The sequence below is a fragment of the Kitasatospora sp. NPDC101157 genome (assembly GCF_044768255.1).
Lineage (GTDB): Bacteria > Actinomycetota > Actinomycetes > Streptomycetales > Streptomycetaceae > Kitasatospora.
Map to the genome: position 1 here is coordinate 22,722 of NZ_JBIWPL010000029.1, position 19,837 is coordinate 42,558.

A 19,837-nucleotide genomic window follows, 5' to 3' on the forward strand; every position below is an offset into this window, starting at 1 on the left:
GGGGGGGGGGGGGGGGCCCGGCCGTCTGGGGGGTGGGGGGGGGTTGTGGTTGGGTGGGGGGGGGGGGGGCGCGGGGGGGGGGCCGGGGGGGGGGGGGCGGGGGGGCCCCCCCCCGCGGAACCGGGTCCGCGGGTCAGCTTCCGACGAAGGCGGCCAGCAGCAGCCAGACCACCGGGGCGGTCGGCAGCAGCGAGTCCAGCCGGTCCATGATGCCGCCGTGGCCGGGCAGCAGGGTGCCCATGTCCTTGATCCCGAGGTCGCGCTTGATCATCGACTCGCCCAGGTCGCCCAGGGTCGCGGTGACCGCCGCGCAGCCGCCCAGGATCAGGCCCTGCCACCAGCTGCCGCCGTCGATGATCAGCTGCATCAGCAGGGCACCCGCCAGCATCGACAGGCCGATGCCGCCGGCCAGGCCCTCGCGTGTCTTGCCGGGGCTGATCGTCGGGGCCAGCTTGGTCCGGCCGAACTTGTAGCCCACCGCGTAGGCGCCGGTGTCGCTGCAGATCGTGACGATCAGGAAGAGCACGATCCGCTGGGGGCCGTCGTCGGCGGCCAGCATCATCGCCACGAAGGTCGCCAGGAACGGCACGTAGAAGGCGGTGAACACGCCCGCCGTTATGTCCCGGAGGTAGTTCTCCGGCGGCTGGGCCATCCGCCAGACCATCACCGCCAGCCCGGTCAGCGCCAGCGAGGCAGCGGCCCACTGGACGCCGGCCCAGTAGCCGCAGGCGACCATCGCGACGCCGCCCACCACGAGCGGGACCAGCGGGGCCTTGATCTGCTTGCGCTCGGCGAGCCGGGAGGTCAGCTCCCAGCTGCCGACCGCCACCGCGGCCATCACGACGAACAGGAAGAGCGCCTTCACCACGAACAGCGAGGCGACGATCACCACGCCGAGGCCCACTCCCACGCCTATGGCGGCCTGGAGGTTACGGCCGCCGCGCTGCTTGCGCGGCTCCGGCTGCGGGGCGGGCTGGGCGGCCACTGGTGTCTCCTGCCCTGGATGGGACGACGGCACGAAGGCGGGCTGCCCGGCCGCCCGGTGGTGGCTCTGCGGCGGCGCGGGATGCACCGGAGCCCCCGGATGCGGCGGGACGCCGTGGCCGGGGGCGGAGGGGGCGTCGTCGGGTATCGCGCGCAGCACGACCGTCTCCGACGCGCCCGGCGGCGCCGGCTCGGGCCGCTCGTCCCGGAACAGCGGGCCACCGGATCGGCGACCGGCCTCCCGGGGCGCCCGGTCCGCGGCCGGATCGGCCGACCGGCCGGGGTCCGACGGCCGTCCGGGCGCCGCGTGCCGGCCGGGCGCCGACGGCTGACCCGGAGCCGGGTACAGGCCGGGCGCGCCGGGGTGCGGGCCGGGGTCGGCCGGTACGGGAGGCATGACCTGAGTCTCCTCCGCGTCGCCGCCCCAGTACACCGGAGGCTGCTGCGGGTGATCCGAACGGACGCCCTCGTCCCCCGGGACACCACCCGGCGCACCCTGGTGGGCGGCGGCCTGGCCGCCCGGGTGGCCGGGGTGCCCCGGGAGGGGCCGGCCCCGGTCCGGCGCCGGATGCTCGCCGTACCCCGGCGCCGGGTGGGCCGGGGTACGGGGTGCCTGCGGCTGCGGCGCCGGACGGTAGGGCTGGAACTGCTGGTCGGACGGGCCCCAGTAGCCAGGGGCGTCAGGGGCGTCGTTCATCAGACTTCGAGCAGCTCGGCTTCCTTGTGCTTCAGCAGCTCGTCGACCTGGGCCACGTACTTGGCCGTGGTGTCGTCGAGCTCCTTCTCGGCACGACGGCCGTCGTCCTCGCCGACCTCGCCGTCCTTGACCAGCTTGTCGATGGCGTCCTTGGCCTTGCGGCGCACCGAACGGATCGAGACCTTGGCGTCCTCGCCCTTGGTGCGGGCGATCTTGATGAACTCGCGGCGGCGCTCCTCGGTCAGCTCGGGCAGCACCACCCGGATGATCGAGCCGTCGTTCGACGGGTTCACGCCCAGGTCCGAGTCGCGGATCGCCTGCTCGATGGCCTTCAGGGCGGTCTTGTCGAACGGCGAGACGACCGCCATCCGGGGCTCCGGCACCGAGAACGAGGCCAGCTGGTTGATCGGCGTCACGGCGCCGTAGTACTCGGCGACGATCTTGGCGAACATCGCCGGGTGGGCACGGCCGGTGCGGATGGCCGCCAGGTCGTCCTTGGCGACGACGACGGCCTTCTCCATCTTCTCCTCGGCTTCGAGGAGGGTCTCTTCGATCACTGTGATCTCCCTGTCCGGTTCATCTGCTGTTGTCCCGACCGGTGTCGGCATCGGGGCCGGTCACGGCGGACGCCGTCCCGTACGGCTGGCTGCTGCTCAGGCCCGGACAGAATCCTGGCTGATGAGTGTGCCGATCTTCTCACTCTTCACCGCACGCGCGATATTGCCCTCCGCCAGCAGTTCGAAGACCAGCATCGGGAGGTTGTTGTCCTTGCACAGCGTGATCGCGGTGAGGTCGGCGACCTTGAGGTCGCGCGCGATGACCTCGGAGTACTCCAGCGCGTCGAACTTCACCGCGTCCGGGTTGGTCCGGGGGTCGGAGTCGTAGACGCCGTCCACGCCGTTCTTGCCCATCAGCAGGACGTCGGCGTGGATCTCCAGGGCGCGCTGGACGGCCGTGGTGTCGGTGGAGAAGTACGGCATGCCCATACCGGCACCGAAGATCACCACACGGCCCTTCTCCAGGTGCCGGACGGCGCGCAGCGGCAGGTACGGCTCGGCGACCTGGCCCATGGTGATGGCGGTCTGGACCCGGGTCTCGATCCCTTCCTTGACCAGGAAGTCCTGCAGCGCCAGGCAGTTCATGACGGTGCCGAGCATGCCCATGTAGTCCGAGCGGGCCCGGTCCATGCCACGGACCTGGAGCTCCGCGCCACGGAAGAAGTTGCCGCCGCCGATGACCACCGCGACCTCGGTACCGGCGCGGACGACCGTGGCGATCTCGCGGGCGATCGCGTGCACGACGTCCGGGTCGACGCCGAGCCCGCCGCCACCGGCGAAGGCCTCACCGGACAGCTTGAGCAGCACCCGGCGGCGCGAGCCCGCCTTCGGGTCCTGCGCGGTCTCCTGCGTCTCCTGCATGGACTTCTCCTTTTTGCACCTGCTGGCTCACAGGCCTGGGTGTGCGGATACCCGGCCTGCGCGTACACGCGAGGAGGCCACTGCCGCGGGAACCGGTTCGGTGTCCTGCACGGCAATGGCCTCCTCGTCGTTCATGGTGCCGAAGCGGCCCGCCCATGGACGGTTGGCGCTGGGTGAGCCCGTTCGGCGTTCCGCCCGCCCTGGTCAGCGGGCGGGGGCGGTTCCCAGCCTAGAGGGGCCGGGGACCAGGTGGAACGTGGCTCAGGCGCCGACGCGGAAGCGGGCGAAGCGCTTGAGGGTGACGCCGGCCTCGTCGAGGACCTTGGCGACGGTCTTCTTGTTGTCCTTCGCGAAGGCCTGCTCCAGGACGGAGTTCTCCTTCACGAAGCCGGTGACGCGACCCTCGACGATCTTCGGCAGGGCGGCCTCCGGCTTGCCCTCCTCGCGAGCGGTGGCCTCGGCGACGCGGCGCTCGTTCTCCAGCTCCTCGGCCGGGATGTCCTCGCGGGACAGGTACTTCGGCGCGAAGGCGGCGATGTGCTGCGCGACGTCCTTGGCGACCTCGGCGTTCTCCTTGTCCAGCTCGACCAGGACGCCGACGGCCGGCGGGAGGTCGGGGCTGGTCTTGTGCAGGTAGACCGCGACGAAGCCGTCACCGTCGAACTGGGCGAAGCGACGGAAGACGATCTTCTCGCCCAGGGTCGCGTTGGCCTCGTCCACGAACTGCTGGACGGTCTTGCCGGCCTCGATCTCGGAAGCCAGGGCGGCGTCCAGGTCGGCCGGGGCGCTCTTGGCGACGTGGGCGGCGATCGCGTCGGCGACCTCGACGAACTTGTCGCCCTTGGCGACGAAGTCGGTCTCGCAGTTCAGCTCGACCAGAACGCCGGACTTCTTGTCCTCGGCGATCAGCGCGGCGACGGCGCCGTTGGAGGCGTCGCGGCCCTCGCGCTTGGCAACGCCCTTCTGGCCCTTGATGCGCAGGAGCTCGACGGCCTTCTCGACGTTGCCCTCGGCCTCGTCCAGGGCCTTCTTGCAGTCCATCATGCCGGCGCCGGTGAGCTCACGGAGCTTCTTGACGTCCGCGGCGGTGAAGTTCGCCATGGTGTGAATCTCTTCTCGCGTCTCGCGTGTCTGCGTGGGGATGCGCCGGGCCCGATGGTTCGGCCCCGACGCGGGAGAGAGGGGCACCCGCCGGTGTCGTACCGGCGGGTGCCCCTCACCCTTGGTACGTCAGGCCTGCTCGGCCGGCGCCTCGGCGGCGGGAGCCTCGGCGGCGGCGGGGGCCTCCTCGGCCTTCTTCTCGCCCTCGATGAGGTCCTTCTCCCAGTCGGCCAGCGGCTGGTCGGCGCCCGGCTCGGCCTTGGTGTCGCCCTTGGCGACACCGGCGCGGGCCTTCAGGCCCTCGGCCACGGCGTCGGCGATCACGCGGGTCAGCAGGGTGACGGAGCGGATCGCGTCGTCGTTGCCCGGGATCTTGTAGTCGACCTCGTCCGGGTCGCAGTTGGTGTCGAGGATGGCGACGACCGGGATGTTGAGCTTCCGGGCCTCGCCGACCGCGATGTGCTCCTTCTTGGTGTCCACGATCCAGACGGCGCTGGGAACGCGCTGCATGTCGCGGATACCGCCGAGGGTCTTCTCCAGCTTGTCGTGCTCGCGCTGGAGGACCAGGAGCTCCTTCTTGGTGAGGCCGGAGCCGGCCACGTCCGAGAAGTCCAGCTCGCCGAGCTCCTTGAGGCGCTGCAGACGCTTGTAGACGGTCGAGAAGTTGGTCAGCATGCCGCCGAGCCAGCGCTGGTTCACGTAGGGCATGCCCACGCGGGTGGCCTGCTCGGCGATGGCCTCCTGGGCCTGCTTCTTCGTGCCGACGAAGAGGACGCTGCCGCCGTGGGCAACGGTCTCCTTGATGAACTCGAAGGCGCGGTCGATGTAGTTCAGCGACTGCAGCAGGTCGATGATGTAGATGCCGTTGCGCTCGGTGATGATGAAGCGCTTCATCTTCGGGTTCCAGCGGCGGGTCTGGTGACCGAAGTGGACGCCGCTCTCCAGCAGCTCCCGCATCGTGACGACGGCCATGGCCGTTCTCCTCAGGTGTTACGGCCCGACTGCGGCGGTCCCGCGGGGGTTTCCCGTTGGGTGATCGCCTACGGCCGGGTCAGGCTCGGTTTGTCCGTGGCGGCCAGGTGACAGCCACGCCTGACGCCCCGATCGTGCCGAGCCGCTTCCACCCGCTCGGTCCGGGGACCGGTCGGGCTCGGCGGACCGAGCGGCACTCGCACCTGGCGGGGCTGCGGACGAACCGCGTCCGACCGCCGGTGGCGGGGCGTGCGAAGTCGACCCGGTGGACCGGGTCGCGTGTGAAGTGTACGGGAAGCGCCGAGCGGCGAGCGACTTCGCGGGCGCCGGAAGGCCCGCGGCCGGGGTGTGGCCGCGCTGTGGCCGGAACCTCTGCGGGGCTCGCGGCGGAGCTCACGGCGGAGCTCACGGCGGAACCGCTGCCGGGCCAGGGAGGGCCGGTGGGGAGCTTGGGAACGGCTGCGGCGGGCGAAGCCGCGGAGGGTGGAGAGCGGTGGCCGACTGGTCGGCGGTCTGCCCGTTGACCGGTCCTCGTATGCCGTTTGTACACCGGATGGCGGTGTCCGTACACCCGTCCGGGGGATGGCGCACGGAGACGGGGGCGGTTTGTCCACAGGAATCCGGAAGTGGGTGGTGCGGGAGGCGAGGGACGACCAGCCTCGGGGCATGACTGGGCGCAGTGAGGTGCGAAGCGGGGTCCGCGGGGTGCGCGGCGGGGTTCGCGGCTGGGTCCGTACCCGGCTTCGAAGCGGGAATCGAAGTAGGAATCGGCGGGCGTGCACCGGGATGGTGGTGGGGGTGACGCTCACTCTGATGGGTGTCGTGGGGGTGCCCGGGGCGGGATGGGCAGCCGGGGGTGCGCCGACTGGGGGTGCGGCGGCCGGGGGTGCGCCGACTGGGGGCGCGGCGGCCGGGGGTGCGGCGGCTGGGGGTGAGGGCTCTTCCCGGGGTGCGGCGCGGGCCTGGCCGGTGGGCGGGCCCGAGGGGGTGGTGGGGCGGTTCGAACCACCTGCGAAGCCCTGGGCGGCCGGACACCGGGGCGTGGACCTCGCCGCCGCGCCCGGGGTGGAGGTGCGGGCCGCGGCCGCCGGGGTGATCACGTTCTCCGGGCTGGTGGCGGGGCGGCCGGTGGTGACCGTCTCCCATCCCGGTTCCGGGACACCCCCGCTACGGACCACCTACCTGCCCGTCACCGGCACCCTCCCGGTCGGCACCGCGGTGGCCGCCGGGCAGGTGGTCGGGCGGCTCGCCCCGAACGGGCGGCACTGCCGGGAGCGCGACTGTCTGCACTGGGGGCTGTTGCGCGGCGGCCACTACCTCGACCCGTTGGCCCTGCTCGGCACGGGTCGAGCCCGCCTGCTGCCGCTGGGCGGCGCGGGGTCGTAGGGGCGGGGCACGGGGGCGGGGCCGTAGGCCGGGGGCGTAGCCGCAGGGGCTTCATGGGGCAGCTGGTCGGAACCCGGCCGCGGTTCAGCCGCGGTTCAGCCGCGGTTCAGCCGCGGTTCAGCCGCGGTCGAGGCCGTGGAGCGCCAGGGCGACGGCGGCGTCGGCGACCGCCTCGGCGGACTCGACCGGACAACCCCCGCGGTCCCCCGCGGCGAACTGCTCGGCCCGGCGGACGGCGGCCTCCACCACTCCCTGCAACAGTGCGGCGGCGAGCCTTGGCTGCTCGTGGCCGAGGTCCTCCAGGGCCTGGACGACCAGCCCGACGAGTCCCGCGTGCGCGGCCCGGATGCGCTCGCGCGCGGCCTCGTCGAGTTCCACCGCCGAGATGGCCATCACCGCGCGGTGCCTCGGGTCCCCGGCCAGTGCCAGCTGGCCCCGGACGTACGCCTCGATCCGCCCGGCGGCGGTGTCGCAGCTCGCCATTCCGGCCTCGATCTCGGCCGCCCAGAGCGGGAAGTCCACCTCACACAGCGCCTCGACGACGGCGGCGCGGGAGCGGAAGTACTCGTAGACCGAGGAGCGCGCCAGCCCGGTGCGGGCCGCGAGGGCGGGGAAGGTCAGGGCCTCCATGCCGCCCTCGACGAGCAGGGTGCGGGCAGCGTCGAGGAGGGCTGCCCGCTGCAGCTGGCGATGCTCGGCCACCGTGGCCGCTCGGATCTTCGGCACGCTCCCACTGTACGGAGCCCTACCTGCGGCCGATACGGCGCCGCGCATTCAGGCGAGGGCGGGCCCGCAGGGCGGCCCCGGCGCCGGCTACCGGATGTCCGAGAGCTTGGCGCGCAGCTGGAGGACGGACTTGGTGTGGATCTGGCTCACCCGGCTCTCCGTCACCCCCAGCACCTGTCCGATCTCGGCGAGGGTGAGGCCCTCGTAGTAGTAGAGCGTCACCACGGTCTTCTCCCGCTCGGGGAGGGTGTTCACCGCCTGGGCCAGCAGCCTGCGCAGCTCGCGGTCCTCGGCCACCTCGACCGGATCGTCCGCGCCGTGGTCCTCCAGGGTGTCCATCAGGCTCAGCCGGTCGCCGCCCTCCCCCACGGGGTGCAGCAGCTCGTCCAGGGCCACCACGTTGGCGAGCGACAACTGACTGAAGATCGCGTGCAGGTCCTCGATCGCGATGCCCATCTCTGCCGCGACCTCGGGGTCGTGCGGCGTCCGGCGCAGCCGGGCCTCCAGCGTCGCGTACGTCCGTTCGACGGCCTTCGCCTTCTGCCGCACCGAGCGGGGGATCCAGTCCAGGGCGCGCAGCTCGTCGATGATCGCGCCGCGGATGCGGCTGATCGCGTAGGTCTCGAACTTGATGGCGCGGTTGATGTCGAACTTCTCGATCGCGTCGATCAGGCCGAAGACTCCGGAGGAGACGAAGTCGGCCTGCTCCACGTTGGAGGGCAGACCGACCCCGACCCGGCCCGCCACGTACTTGACGAGTGGTGAGTAGTGCAGGATCAGCTGCTCCCGCAGCCGCTGGTCGCCGGTCTCCTTGTACGAGCGCCAGAGCTCTTCGAGCGCGCTACGCCCCTGGGCGCCGGTGTCCCGGGCGGCCGAGCCCGTGCCCTCGCCCTTGCCGTCGCCTGCCCGTTCCCGGCGGAGCCGGGAGACGGGTGGGGAGGTGGCGTCCGGTGCGGGAGCGCTCGACGGCAGCCGGGGAGCGCGCTCCACGGCCGCACCGCCGGGCGCGTCCGCCTCGGCGACCGCCCCCGCACCGTGGGGCGCTCCGGTGCCGTGCGCCGGCTCGGCGTCCGGTGCCGCGCCGGGGTGGGCGGCGCCGGAGCCGGGCGCGGTGTCAGCGCCGCGTGCGGCGTCAGCGCCGTGGGCAGCGTCAGCGCCGGGCGCGGTGTCAGCGCCGTGGGCAGCGTCAGCGCCGGGCGCGGCGTCGACGTCCCTGGCCGTGTCGGCCGGCTGCCCCGGCACCACCGTCGGCCGGCCGCCCTGGCGCGACAGGCCTCCCATCGTCCCCGCCGACTTGGGCGGGAACTCGGTCACGGGGCGCCGCTCGGTGCGCGGCCCTCCCGAGGACCGGGCGCCACCGGTCACTCTGTGTCCGGGAATGTGTGTGGGCATACGTTGGTCTGCGCCGTTCTGCCGAGTCATGTGCTGATAGGGAAGGCATGTGGAGCGTAGCGTGACCGACTCGCTGCAAAGCGCTACCGCCGCTCGGTCGTCCCTCGATCCGGTGGCCTTGGCCCACCGGATCCGGCCACACGAGCGGAAGGACCTGATCAGCAGGTCAGCCGGGCCGTTCCGGCCCGCCTCCCCCGGGCGCACCCGTGTTCGCTTCTCCGATGATCACCTCCTCCGCACCACGCGCCAGTGCGCACCGTGCCGCTCCACGAAGCCGAGCGAGACCAACTCGTAGAGCCGCTGCAGGACCTCGTCCGGCGGGAGCCCGGACTGGCGGGCCAGTCGCTCGACCGGAGCGCCCTCCGCCGTGGCCGGGACGGCCTCCAGGACCCGGGCCACCGCCGGCTCCAGCAGGTCCCGTGGCAGCACCGGGCCGCTTCGCTGCGGAGCCAGGTCGTCCCCGATCGCACCGACCAGCTCGGTGACCTCGGTCGCGTCGGTGACCAGCGTGGCGCCTCCGCTGCGGATCAGGGCGTGCACCCCTGCGGAGAGCTCCGAGGTGACGGGGCCGGCGACGCCCATCGTGTGGCGGTTGAGGTCGCGCGCCCGTCTGGCCGTGCTCAGGGCTCCGCTGCGCAGGGCCGCCTCGACCACCACGGTGCCCCGGGTCAGTGCTGCGATGACACGGTTTCGGAGCACGAAGCGGAACCGGTTCGGATGCTCCCCGGGCGGGAGTTCGCTGACCAGCAGGCCTTGGACGCCGATCCGCCGGATCAGTGCGGCGTTCCCCTTCGGGTAGGCCACGTCGACGCCGCAGGCGAGCACGGCGACGGTCATCCCGCCGACGGCCAGCGCCCCGCGGTGGGCCGCCGCGTCGATCCCGTACGCGGCTCCGGACACCACGACCCAGCCGCGCTCGGCCAGCTGGGCCGAGAGCTCGCCCGCGACATGGGCGCCGTAGGCCGTGCAGGCCCGCGAGCCCACCACCGCCACCGAGCGGAGGGCGAGCAGCCGCAGTGAACCGGTGCCGGTGGTCCAGAGCCCGATCGGGCGTCCGTCGCCCAGGTCGTCCAGTTGACTGGGCCATTCGGTGTCCCCCGGAATGATGAAGCGTCCACCGGCGTCCCGTACCCGTTTCAGGTCGTCCGCCGGGGCCAGGCCCGGGAGCCGTGCCTGGTAGCCGGCCAGCCGGGCGGAGTCCAGCCCGGGATGGTCGGGGACGGTGCCGTCCCGGATCGCCCGGACCACCTCCGCGGCCGGGAGTCGACCGAGCCAGCGGCCGACCACCGCGTCGCCCGGTTCGCTGAGCCGACTGAGCAGGGCCCGGGCGAGACGCTCCGGTTCCTGGCCGGCCGACGGGCCGGTGGCGGCCGGTCTTGCCGCCCGGGATGCCTGCGGTGCCTGCGGTGCCTGGGATGCGTGCAGTGCCTGCGGTGCCTGCGGTGCTTGGGGTGCCTGAGCCGCGTCTCCCAACAGCTGGTTCATGCCGCCTCCTCGTCGTTCGCAGAGGGTTTCGTCCCCGCTGCGGGCCAGTCGTCCGGGCCGCTCCGGCGCTGGGCCGGGATGCTCCCGAGTCGGCCGGGGACGCGTCCGGAGAGCGGGAGCCCCTGCTCGACGCCGGTGCGCAGGACCAGGGCGGTACGCACGTCCTGTTGGTCCGGTCGGTCGCGGCCGGCCAGATCGGCGACCGTCCAGGCGACCCTCAGCACCCGGTCCAGGCCCCGGGCGGTCAGCAGGCCGCGTTCCAGCTGACGCGCCACGTCGTTGAGCGCGCCGTCCCCGAGCTGCCACCGGGTCCGCAGCTCGTGGCCGGGCACTTCTGCGTTGGTCCGCCAGGGGGTGTGCTCCAGCCGGGCCGCCGCGCGTTCCCTGGCGGCCAGCACCCGGGCCGCGACGGTCCCGGTGCTCTCCGCCGTGGCGTCCCGCTCCATGAGCTCGATCCTGGTCACCGGGGCGACCTGGACCTGGAGGTCGACCCGGTCCAGCAGCGGCCCGGAGAGCCGCCCCTGGTACCGGCTGACCATGGCCGGAGTGCACTCGCAGCCCTCGCCCCGCCGCGAGTACCGGCCGCACGGACAGGGGTTCGCCGCCAGGCACAGGAGGAACCGGGCCGGGAGCCGGAGCGATCCGGCCGAACGGGCGATCACCACCTCGCCCGACTCCAGCGGCTGGCGCAGCGCGTCGAGCACCCGCACGGGGAACTCGGGCGCCTCGTCCAGAAAGAGCACGCCCCGATGGGCGAGGGACACCGCGCCGGGTCTCGGCAGGCCGCTCCCGCCACCGACGATCGCGGGCATCGTGGTGGAGTGGTGCGGGGCGCAGTAGGGTGCGCTGTCGATCAGTGGGCGCCCGGCCGGGAGCAGGCCCGCCACCGAGTGGACGGCGGTGACCTCCAGCGCCTCCTTCTGGGTCAGCGGCGGGAGCAGCGAAGGCAGCCGCTCCGCCAGCATCGTCTTGCCCGCGCCCGGCGGGCCCTTGAGGTAGATGTGATGTCCTCCGGCGGCGGCGATCTCCAGGGCTCGCCGGGCCTCGTACTGACCGGCCACGTCGGCCATGTCGAGGCGCAGCGTCCGGTCGTCGGGCAGGCCCCGGACTCCCGCGCTGGGGAGCATCAGGCCGGCCATCAGCGGATCCGGTCGGCCGCCCATCGGGTCGGGCGGCTCCTCCGGTTCCGCCGCCCCGGTCAGCACGGCGACGAGCTGGCGCAGGCTGCGGACCCCGATCACCGTCACCCCGGGAACGAGCGAGGCCTCGGGTGCCGTCTGCTCGGCGACCACGACCCGTTCGTACCCGGCGTCGGCGGCGGCCAGCACCGACGGCAGCACCCCGCGGACCGGCCGCACCCGGCCGTCCAGCCCCAGCTCGCCGATGAGCAGCAGGTCGGCGATGGCGGAGGGGTCGAGCCGCTCGGCCGCGGCCAGCACGGCACAGGCCACCGCGAGGTCGAAACCGCTTCCGCTCTTGGGGACCGAGGCGGGGCTGAGGCCGACGGTCAGCTTGCGCTGGGGCCAGGCCTCCCCGCTGTTGCAGACCGCGGCGCGGACCCGGTCGCGGGCCTCGGTCAGCGCCTTGTCGGGCAGGCCGACCAGGGTGAACGCGGCCACCCCGGGCTCCAGATCGGCCTGGACCTCGACGATCACTCCGTCGACCCCGACCAGCGCGACGGAACAGGTGCGGGCGAAGGCCATCTCAGACCACCCCCCGCAGGTGGTCGACCAGGGCCGCACCCCGCGCCCGGTTGACCACGGCGACCAGGTCGATCCGCACCCCTCCCGGCGGGGCGGGCGGCCACTGCGGATCGGACGGCCCGGGGTCGTACCCGGGCCCGGCCAGCCGGGCGAAGTGCCCGGGCCAGCGTTCGGCCAGCCAGCGCTCGGCGAGCCGTTGCAACCGGGCGGCCTTGGCCCGGTCGATGGCCTCGCTGGGTTGTTGGAAGCCGCGCTCGGAGCGGGTCTTCACCTCGCAGACGGCGACGGTGTCGCCGTCGAGGGCGACGATGTCCAGCTCGCCCTCGGCGCAGCGCCAGTTGCGGTCGAGGATGCGGAGCCCGGACTCCGCGAGGTGACGGGCGGCGACCCGCTCCCCGTAGCGGCCGAGCCCGTTCCTGGTGCTGCGGTCCGGCTCGGCTCCGGCGTCCGCCCCGGTTGCGGCCGCGTTCGGTACGGCCTGGTCCTGCACGACGGTGTTCTGCACGATGACCACCTCCGCCGAGGAGGCTGCACCACCGTGCGGGCCGGGGTCGGGAAATTCCGTTTCCCTGTGGATAACTCCGGCCTGTGGATAACTCTTGTCACCCGCAGGGGTGAGAAGCCCCCGCCGGGCGAAATTCGGCTGGACAACGCGGGACGGGGTCGTCCAACGTCAGTTCCCGAAGCCGGACTCGTCCGAGGGCAGCTCCAGATCGCTCTTCGCGAGTTCCTCGATGTTCACGTCCTTGAAGGTCAGCACCCGGACCTTGCGGACGAACCGGGCCGGCCGGTACATGTCCCAGACCCACGCATCCGCCATCGACACCTCGAAGAACACCTCGCCCTGGACCGAGTGCACCTGCAGCTCGTAGTCGTTGGTGAGGTAGAACCGTCGCTCGGTCTCGATCACGTACTTGAACAGGCCGACGACGTCCCGGTACTCCCGGTAGAGCTTGAGCTCCATCTCGGTCTCGTACTTTTCGAGATCTTCGGCACTCATCCAGGCGTCCCCTCAACTTGTCACGTCCACCCATTGTGGACCACCGCACCCACGCTCAGAGCCGTACCGGATCGACCGGCGGGCCCTCCGCCAGCAGTCGCCCCAGGAAGTCCGCCAGCCCGGCCGGGTAGACCGTCTCGGCCGTCCCGCGCAGTTCCTCGACCGTCCACCAGCGCGCCGCGAGCAGCTGGGCGTGCTCGTCCTCGCCCATCCGCGAGTGGTCCAGACCCGTCTCCGTGGTCCGGGCCAGGTGGAACCACTGTTCCTGCTCGTAGCGCTTTCCCCGAAAGGAGAACGACACCGTGCCGTACGCCACCAAGGGCCCTAGGTCCACATCCCGCAAGCCGGTCTCCTCCGCGAGCTCCCGCTCGGCCGCCTCGCGCACGTCCTCCCCCGGCTCCAAGCCGCCCCCGGGCGTGAACCACCACGTCTCGTCGGGCACCGCCGGGTCGGCGCCCAGGAAGAGGAGGATGCGGTCCAGCCCGTCCAGCAGCAGGATCCGTGCGGCCCTGCGGCGCTGTGCAGTCATGGCAGCGCTCCACGCTCCTTCCGTTCGCATCGGTGGCGCTACCGATCCTGCCACCCGGCGCGTCCGTCCGGGGCGATGTTCGGCAGAGCGGGCCGGCGGGCGACGGCCGCGCTCAGGAGCTGCGCCCCCGGATCCGGCGTGCCAGGCCCGCCACCCCGCCCACCGCCGAGGTCACGACGATCAGCGCCGCGCCCGCAACGCTCGTGTAGGCGGCCGGCGCCAGCGGCCCGGGACCGGTGGCCTTCGGGCCCGCGAAGCCGTCGAAGGCCGTGGTCCGGTCCAGCAGGCCGGCCCGGCCGAAGGGCAGCAGGGTGGCCTCGACCCTGGCCTCGACCTCGGTGGCCGGGACGGTCCCGCCGTCGACCTCCAGATGCGTGCGGGAGTCGAGCGAGCCGACCCGGTTGTCGCCGAGCAGGAACAGCCGTCCCTGCGGCACCGTCACGCTGAAGGACTCGCCCTGGCGGCCCTGGCTCGCCAGGTACGGCTCGTCCACCGGCTTTCCGTTGACCGTCAGCCGGTGGTCGTCCGCGGTGGTGGCGACGGTGTCACCGCCGACCGCCACCACCCGCTTGACCATGAGCTCTCCGCCCCAGGCCTGGTCGCGGAAGACCACCACGTCGCCCCGGCCGATCGCACCGCCGTCGGTCTTGCGGGCGAGCACGGTGTCGCCGGCCTGGAGCGTCGGGTGCATCGAGGCGGTGGGGATCTTGTACGGCCGGTAGTCGACCGCGATGAGGGCGAAGCCACCGATCATCATCAGCAGCCCGAGCGCGAGCGCGATGCCCTGCAGTACCGCGGCGGGCCCGCGGCGGGGCCGGGCCGACGCCTCCGGATGGTCGGCCGACTGTTCCACGACACTGCTCATCGACACCGTCCACCTCTGGCCGACCGGAGAACACCACTGGCACGCCGGTGGCTCGGGCGCGAACGCCGACGGGCCGTGGCACGTCCGAGCAGATTACTCGTCGGTACCACGGCCCGCGCAAGAGTCGGGGGCGACCAGATGGAGCTCAGGACACCCTCCGGCGCTCCTTCCGGTTCCGCACCCGACGCACCAGCGGAAGCAGGGCGACGGCACCCACCACACCGACCGCGGGGGGCGCGACCGGCAAGGCCGCCGCCAGGCCCTTCTGGTCGAAGGTGTCCGGCACCGGGAGCGTGGACCAGTGGCTCACCGGCCAGGCCACCACGAAGGCCCGCCCGATCACGTTGTCCACCGGCACCGTTCCGCCACCCGGCTGGTCCATGTGGAAGCGGGAGTCCAGCGAGTCGGCGCGGTGGTCGCCCATCACCCAGATCCGGCCGTTCGGCACCTTCACCGGGCCGAAGGGCTGGGTCCCGCAGGGGGTGTTGCCCGCGTAGATGTACGGCTCGTTGAGGGCGACACCGTTGACCTTGACCGGTCCGTCGTCCTTGCACTCGACGGTGTCGCCGCCGACCGCGATGACCCGCTTGATCAGGTCCTTCTCGTTGGCGGACGGCATCAGCCCGACGAAGCTGAGCACGTCCTGCACGCCGCGGACGAAGGAGTTGCTGCTCTGCTGGGTCGGCTCGTCGTTCAGCCAGCCGCCCGGGTCGTGGAACACCACGACGTCACCGCGCTCGGGCTCGGATCCGAACCAGGGGGTCAGTTTGTCCACCAGCACGCGGTCGCCGACCTGCAGGGTGTTCTGCATCGACTCGGACGGAATGGAGAACGCCTGGACGAAGAAGGTCTTGATCACCAGCGCGAGGATCAGCGCGATGCCGATCAGGATCGGCAGCTCCTTCAGGAAGGAGCGCTGCTTGCGCGGCTTGGCCGGCGCCTCCGAACCCGACTCGTCCACCTGCTCGCCCTCCGGCCGCTGCGGCTCCGAAGGGCGGTCCGCCCCGGTGCCGTGCTCGTCAGCGTTCTGGGCGGCCGCGTCCTCGACCGCCGCCGACGGTGCCGAGGACTCGGCGGCCCGGTTCACCCGGCCGCCCGGGCCCTCGGGTTCCCCGGCACCTGAGCGGGCACCGATCACCAAATCCCCCACAACGTCTCCTCCCTGCTGTGCGGACGCCCGCGCGCCCGCGCTCAGAGTGCCGCACAGCGGGCACCACGCTCGCCACGACCGTGAACGCCTCGGGGTTGCCCACGGCGGACTTCCCTGACACCAACCCGGCCTCGACGCACGGCCGGGACCACTCCCGGCCGCACCTGCACTTCTCTATCACTCCAGGGCATCCGGCTCGCGGTTCCACACGCGCTGTCCGGCCGTCCAACGGCCGAAGCGGCTCACTTCGGAGGCCGCCCGGGCCGGCGAAAGACGAGCGGAAGGATGCCCAACACACCCATAACGAGCGGAGGTTCCGTTGGAACCGGCCCAACGCCCATCGATTCCGGCGTAGTTCCGCCGGGCTGCGACGTCGCGGCGAGAGAGGAGAGTGAACTCGGCTCATCGAGTTGATGGAAGCGGTCCAGCGGCCAGGCGATCACGAACGCGCGACCGACCACGTCGGTCAGCGGGACGGTGCCCTGCCCCGGATTGCCCATGTGGAAGCGGGAGTCGGCGGAGACGTCCCGGTGGTCACCCATGACCCACAGGCGCCCCTTCGGCACCGTCACCTTGAACGGCTGCCGGGAGGGCGGGTTGCCCGGCGCGAGGTACGGCTCCTCCACCGGGTGGCCGTTGACGGTGAGCCGCCCCTGCGCGTCGCAGCACTCGACGGTGTCCCCGCCGATGCCGATCACGCGCTTGATCAGGTCCTGTTCGTTGTCGGACGGCAGCAGTCCGACGAAGGTCAGTGCCTGCTTGGCGCCGCTCAGTACCGGACCGTCGTGGGACGGCTTGCGATCGCTCTCCAGCCAGCCACCCGGGTCCTTGAACACCACCACGTCGCCGCGCTGCGGCTCACTGCCGAACCAGGGGGTCAACTTGTCCACCAGCACCCGGTCCCCGACCTGGATGGTCTGCTCCATCGAGCCCGAGGGGATCACGAACACCTGGATCATGAAGGTCTTGATCACCAGCGCCACCAGCAGGGCCACCAGGATGATCAGCGGGAACTCCCGCAGCAGCGAGCGCTTGCGACGGCGGGCCGCCCGCCGGGCACTGCGACGGCGCTCGGCGCGGCCTCGGACCGGTGCGACCGACGCGGCCGGCTCGGCTGGATGCGCGGAATCCACGGGGTCGAAGGACCCGACGGAACGGACGGGCCCGGCCCCGGTCCGACCTGCCCCGCTCTCGCGCTCGCCCGCACCTCCCCGCCGCTTCGGCTCCGGCTCCGGGGCCGGGCGGTCGGTGACCCGCCCCCTACCCCTGGTTCCCATGACCACCCGTTCCCGCGACCGCGGTGAAGGCCGAGGGCCGGTCCAATCCGGTCAGGCGCGAGAACGGGTACACCACCCAGTCCGCCCGCCCGATCACCTTGTCCTCGGGCACGAAGCCGCCACCGGGCTCCCCGAGGTGGTCGCGCGAGTCCCGGGAGGCGCTCCGGTGGTCGCCCAGCACGAACAGCTCGCCACCCGGCACCACCACGTCGAAGGCCACGTCGGACGGCTGGTCTCCCGGGGCCAGATAGGAGGCCTCGTCCACCGGTACGCCGTTGACGGTGAGCGGCGCACCCGGGCCGGTGCTCCGCACCCGGTCTCCGCCGACGCCGATCACGCGCTTGACGTAGACCGTGTCCCCGGCCGGGACCAACCCGAGGTCCCGGCCGACCGAACGCACGTTGTCCCAGAACCCCGGCTGCTCGGCCGACTCGGGGAGGAAGCAGCCCGTTCCGTCGAAGACCACGATGTCGCCCCGCTGGGGGTGGCCGCCGAAGGCGTAGGCGAACTGGTTGGCGATCAACCGGTCGCCGGGCTGCAGGGTGTCCTCCATCGAGCCGGAGGGCACCGTGAAGGGCCGGGCGACGAACGCGTTCACCAGGAGCAGGGCCGCCAGGCAGATCCCGGCCAACAGCAGCAGGTCCCGGGAGCGCGAACGCCCGGGCTCGGACTCGTCGTCCTCGTCACCCTTCTCCGCCGCCTCGGACTGCTCCTCGGACTGCTCCTCGGGCCGACCGTCGGACTGCTCCTCGGGTCGGTTCTCACCCTGCCCGGGCACCGAGCCGTCGGCCGGCGGCACACCATCGCCCGGCACTGGACCGCCGCCCGGCGTCGCCTCCCGTTCCGGGGACGGCTCCGGCCCGGAAACGACCGCGGACCGCGACAGCGAGTCCGCACCGGTGGGTACGGGACTGCTGTCGCGGTCCGCGGGTGGTTCGTGCGTGCTCATCGGGCGCTGAGCTTACCTTGCGGTGGCCCGGCCCTTCTGAGCGCTCCGATCCCCCGGCGTGGCCGGGGGCCGGTGGATCAGCGGTCGCGCTTCTCCTTGATCTTCGCGGCCTTGCCGCGGAGGTCACGCAGGTAGTACAGCTTGGCGCGGCGAACCGCACCGCGGGTCACGACCTCGATCTTCTCGACGACCGGGGTGTGCACCGGGAAGGTGCGCTCCACGCCGACGTTGAAGCTGACCTTGCGAACGGTGAAGGTCTCACCGACGCCGGCGCCGTGGCGGCGGATGACGACGCCCTGGAAGACCTGGACACGGGAGCGGTTGCCCTCGATGACCCGGACGTGAACCTTCAGGGTGTCACCGGCGCGGAAGGCCGGGATGTCGGTGCGCAGCGAGGCCGCGTCGACAGCAGCGAGCTTGTTGCTCATGTTGCTCTCCATCGCAGGCGCCACGGGCCGCCCACGGAAGTTCGTCACAATGGGGTCTGCTGCGGGCCGCATCGGCTGGCGGCGATCCCCCCGTGGCGGGGGCGCCGGTCCACGTGCTCCCTACGGAAGGGAACCAGCGACAGACAGCAGCCGCCTATTCTTCCACACCACCGGCCGCGGACCGAAATCGGCCGAGCTCCTCGTCCCAGGCCAGGCCCAGGGCGCTGAGCGCCGCCCGGTCCTTCTTGTCGAAGGCGCCGTACCGCCAGCGGCCGACCAGGTCGGGCCGGTTGGCCAGGGTGCGGGCGAAGGCCTGCTCCCGACGCCAGCGGGCGATCTTGCCGTGGTTGCCGCTGAGCAGCACCTCCGGCACGGTCCGGCCGCGCCATTCGGCGGGCTTGGTGTAGACCGGGCCCTCCAGCAGGTCGGCCATCGCGCCCGGTGCGAAGGAGTCGTCCCGGTGGGACTCGGCGTTGCCGAGGACGCCCGGCAGCAGCCGGGCGATCGCCTCGACCATCACCAGCACCGCGACCTCGCCGCCGGCCAGCACGTAGTCGCCGATCGAGGCCTCGACCACCGGCATGCGGGTGGCCGCTTCCTCGATCACCCGGCGGTCGATGCCCTCGTACCGGGCGGGGGTGAACGCCAGCCAGGGGCGGCCGGCCAGTTCCTGGGCGAGCTCCTGGGTGAACGGACGCCCGCTCGGGGTGGGCACGACCAGGGTCGGCACCTCGCCCGCCGGTCCGCCAGCCACGACCGCGTCCAGCGCCTCGCCCCACGGCTCGGGCTTCATCACCATGCCGGGGCCGCCGCCGTACGGGCTGTCGTCCACCGTACGGTGCACGTCGTGGGTCCATCGGCGCAGGTCGTGGAGGTGCACGTCCAGCTGACCGCGGGCCCGGGCCTTGCCGACCAGCGAGATGTTCAGCGGCTCCAGGTACTCCGGGAAGATCGAGACGACGTCGATCCGCATCCCGGACCGGACGCCAGCCGCCGCACCGACACCCGCCCCAGCGCCAGCACCCGCACCCGCACCGGGACCGACACCCGCACCGGCACCCGAACCGGCACCAGCGCCCTCGTCCTGACCGGCGCTCCCGGCGGTCTGCTCGACGGTCACTCCGACTCCTCCGGCTCCTCCGACGCGTTGCCGACGACCTCGGCCTGGTCGGGGTCGATCAGCCCGGCCGGCGGGGTGATCACGGCCCGCTGGTTCTCCAGGTCGATGGTCGGCACGATCTGGGTCACGAAGGGCACCAGCACCTCCGTCCCGTCGGCCTTCTTCACCGTGAGCAGGTCCTGGTACGGCAGGTGGACGACCTCGGTCAGCTCACCGACCGGGGTGCCGTCGAGCAGCACCACGTCGAGGCCGATCAGCTGGTGGTCGTAGTACTCCTCCGGGTCCTCCGGACGCTCCTCCGGGTCGACCTCGGAGATGAGCAGGGTGCCCCGCAGCGCCTCCGCCGCGTTGCGGTCCTTGACGCCGGCGAAGCGCAGCAGCAGTCGGCCGCTGTGGACCCGGCCGGACTCGACGGTCAGCGGTCCGGCCGAGGCGGGATCGGTGAGCAGGACGGCACCGGGGCCGAGCCGGAGTTCCGGCTCGTCGGTGCGGACCTCGACACTGACGTCCCCCCTGATGCCGTGGGCGCGGCCGATCCTGCCGACGACGAGCTGCACGGTGATCGTTCTCCTGGAGTTGCTGAGCGAGAAGGCTGAGACGGGTTGGGCTGAAACAGGTGTGACCTGAAACAGCTGTGCGCTGAGCGGGTGTGCGC

At 72.6% G+C, this 19,837-nt stretch carries 19 protein-coding genes and 1 pseudogene; 1 reads left to right on the top strand and 19 read right to left on the bottom strand.

Annotated elements, in window-relative coordinates; all coding sequences use genetic code 11:
- Positions 1-133 precede the first annotated feature (133 nt).
- From ACIRVF_RS36240 to rpsB, 5 genes are all read right to left on the bottom strand, one after another.
- Positions 134-1,381 (bottom strand): phosphatidate cytidylyltransferase, encoded by a 1,248-nt coding sequence (locus ACIRVF_RS36240; RefSeq protein ID WP_402828039.1) that lies wholly within the window; start codon positions 1,379-1,381, stop codon positions 134-136.
- 299 nt (positions 1,382-1,680) lie between these two features.
- Positions 1,681-2,238 carry a ribosome recycling factor gene (gene frr, locus ACIRVF_RS36245; RefSeq protein ID WP_380417258.1) on the bottom strand — a complete coding sequence of 186 codons (558 nt, stop codon included), beginning with the start codon at positions 2,236-2,238 and terminating at the stop codon, positions 1,681-1,683.
- 96 nt (positions 2,239-2,334) lie between these two features.
- Positions 2,335-3,099 carry a UMP kinase gene (gene pyrH, locus ACIRVF_RS36250; protein ID WP_030056790.1) on the bottom strand — a complete coding sequence of 255 codons (765 nt, stop codon included), beginning with the start codon at positions 3,097-3,099 and terminating at the stop codon, positions 2,335-2,337.
- A 261-nt stretch (positions 3,100-3,360) separates the two neighbouring features.
- Entirely contained in the window at positions 3,361-4,200 is an 840-nt protein-coding gene (gene tsf, locus ACIRVF_RS36255; protein ID WP_402827898.1) for a translation elongation factor Ts, read from the bottom strand.
- A 129-nt stretch (positions 4,201-4,329) separates the two neighbouring features.
- Positions 4,330-5,172 carry a 30S ribosomal protein S2 gene (gene rpsB, locus ACIRVF_RS36260; protein ID WP_402827901.1) on the bottom strand — a complete coding sequence of 281 codons (843 nt, stop codon included), beginning with the start codon at positions 5,170-5,172 and terminating at the stop codon, positions 4,330-4,332.
- Between the two features lie 1,041 nt (positions 5,173-6,213).
- Here rpsB and ACIRVF_RS36265 point away from each other — a divergent pair.
- Entirely contained in the window at positions 6,214-6,558 is a 345-nt protein-coding gene (locus ACIRVF_RS36265) for a peptidoglycan DD-metalloendopeptidase family protein (protein WP_402827903.1), read from the top strand.
- 117 nt (positions 6,559-6,675) lie between these two features.
- Here ACIRVF_RS36265 and ACIRVF_RS36270 read toward each other — a convergent pair whose 3' ends face one another.
- From ACIRVF_RS36270 to rimM, 14 genes and pseudogenes are all read right to left on the bottom strand, one after another.
- Positions 6,676-7,260: a TetR/AcrR family transcriptional regulator gene (locus tag ACIRVF_RS36270; RefSeq protein WP_402828042.1), complete on the bottom strand. Its 585-nt coding sequence runs from the start codon at positions 7,258-7,260 to the stop codon at positions 6,676-6,678.
- Positions 7,261-7,371: 111 nt separating this feature from the next.
- Positions 7,372-8,127: pseudogene (whiG, locus tag ACIRVF_RS36275) on the bottom strand (RNA polymerase sigma factor WhiG); the annotation flags it as partial.
- Positions 8,128-8,901: 774 nt separating this feature from the next.
- The gene (gene dprA, locus ACIRVF_RS36280) at positions 8,902-10,161 is read right to left on the bottom strand and encodes a DNA-processing protein DprA (RefSeq protein WP_402827905.1); all 1,260 of its coding nucleotides are present in this window, start codon (positions 10,159-10,161) and stop codon (positions 8,902-8,904) included.
- Positions 10,158-11,864, bottom strand: coding sequence for a YifB family Mg chelatase-like AAA ATPase (locus ACIRVF_RS36285; protein ID WP_402827907.1), 1,707 nt, complete (start codon positions 11,862-11,864; stop codon positions 10,158-10,160). Before ACIRVF_RS36285 ends, dprA begins: the two co-directional genes overlap by 4 nt.
- Position 11,865: 1 nt before the next feature.
- Positions 11,866-12,369: a YraN family protein gene (locus tag ACIRVF_RS36290; protein ID WP_402827910.1), complete on the bottom strand. Its 504-nt coding sequence runs from the start codon at positions 12,367-12,369 to the stop codon at positions 11,866-11,868.
- A gap of 168 nt (positions 12,370-12,537) precedes the next feature.
- Positions 12,538-12,864, bottom strand: coding sequence for a DUF2469 domain-containing protein (locus ACIRVF_RS36295; protein ID WP_030056781.1), 327 nt, complete (start codon positions 12,862-12,864; stop codon positions 12,538-12,540).
- 55 nt (positions 12,865-12,919) lie between these two features.
- Positions 12,920-13,393, bottom strand: a complete 474-nt coding sequence (locus ACIRVF_RS36300; protein ID WP_402827913.1) for an NUDIX hydrolase — start codon at positions 13,391-13,393, stop codon at positions 12,920-12,922.
- A 112-nt stretch (positions 13,394-13,505) separates the two neighbouring features.
- A complete protein-coding gene (gene lepB, locus ACIRVF_RS36305; protein WP_402827916.1) occupies positions 13,506-14,258 on the bottom strand; it encodes a signal peptidase I in 753 nt (250 codons plus the stop codon).
- Positions 14,259-14,403: 145 nt separating this feature from the next.
- On the bottom strand, positions 14,404-15,408 hold the full coding sequence (gene lepB, locus ACIRVF_RS36310; RefSeq protein ID WP_402827918.1) for a signal peptidase I: 1,005 nt from the start codon (positions 15,406-15,408) through the stop codon (positions 14,404-14,406).
- Positions 15,409-15,650: 242 nt separating this feature from the next.
- Positions 15,651-16,403 (bottom strand): signal peptidase I, encoded by a 753-nt coding sequence (gene lepB, locus ACIRVF_RS36315; protein ID WP_402827921.1) that lies wholly within the window; start codon positions 16,401-16,403, stop codon positions 15,651-15,653.
- Between the two features lie 265 nt (positions 16,404-16,668).
- Positions 16,669-17,634: a signal peptidase I gene (gene lepB / locus ACIRVF_RS36320; RefSeq protein WP_402827924.1), complete on the bottom strand. Its 966-nt coding sequence runs from the start codon at positions 17,632-17,634 to the stop codon at positions 16,669-16,671.
- Positions 17,635-17,711: 77 nt separating this feature from the next.
- Entirely contained in the window at positions 17,712-18,062 is a 351-nt protein-coding gene (gene rplS / locus ACIRVF_RS36325; protein ID WP_030243502.1) for a 50S ribosomal protein L19, read from the bottom strand.
- A 154-nt stretch (positions 18,063-18,216) separates the two neighbouring features.
- Positions 18,217-19,035, bottom strand: a complete 819-nt coding sequence (trmD, locus tag ACIRVF_RS36330; RefSeq protein ID WP_402827927.1) for a tRNA (guanosine(37)-N1)-methyltransferase TrmD — start codon at positions 19,033-19,035, stop codon at positions 18,217-18,219.
- Between the two features lie 143 nt (positions 19,036-19,178).
- Positions 19,179-19,739, bottom strand: a complete 561-nt coding sequence (rimM, locus tag ACIRVF_RS36335; RefSeq protein ID WP_402827929.1) for a ribosome maturation factor RimM — start codon at positions 19,737-19,739, stop codon at positions 19,179-19,181.
- Between the last annotated feature and the right edge of the window lie 98 nt (positions 19,740-19,837).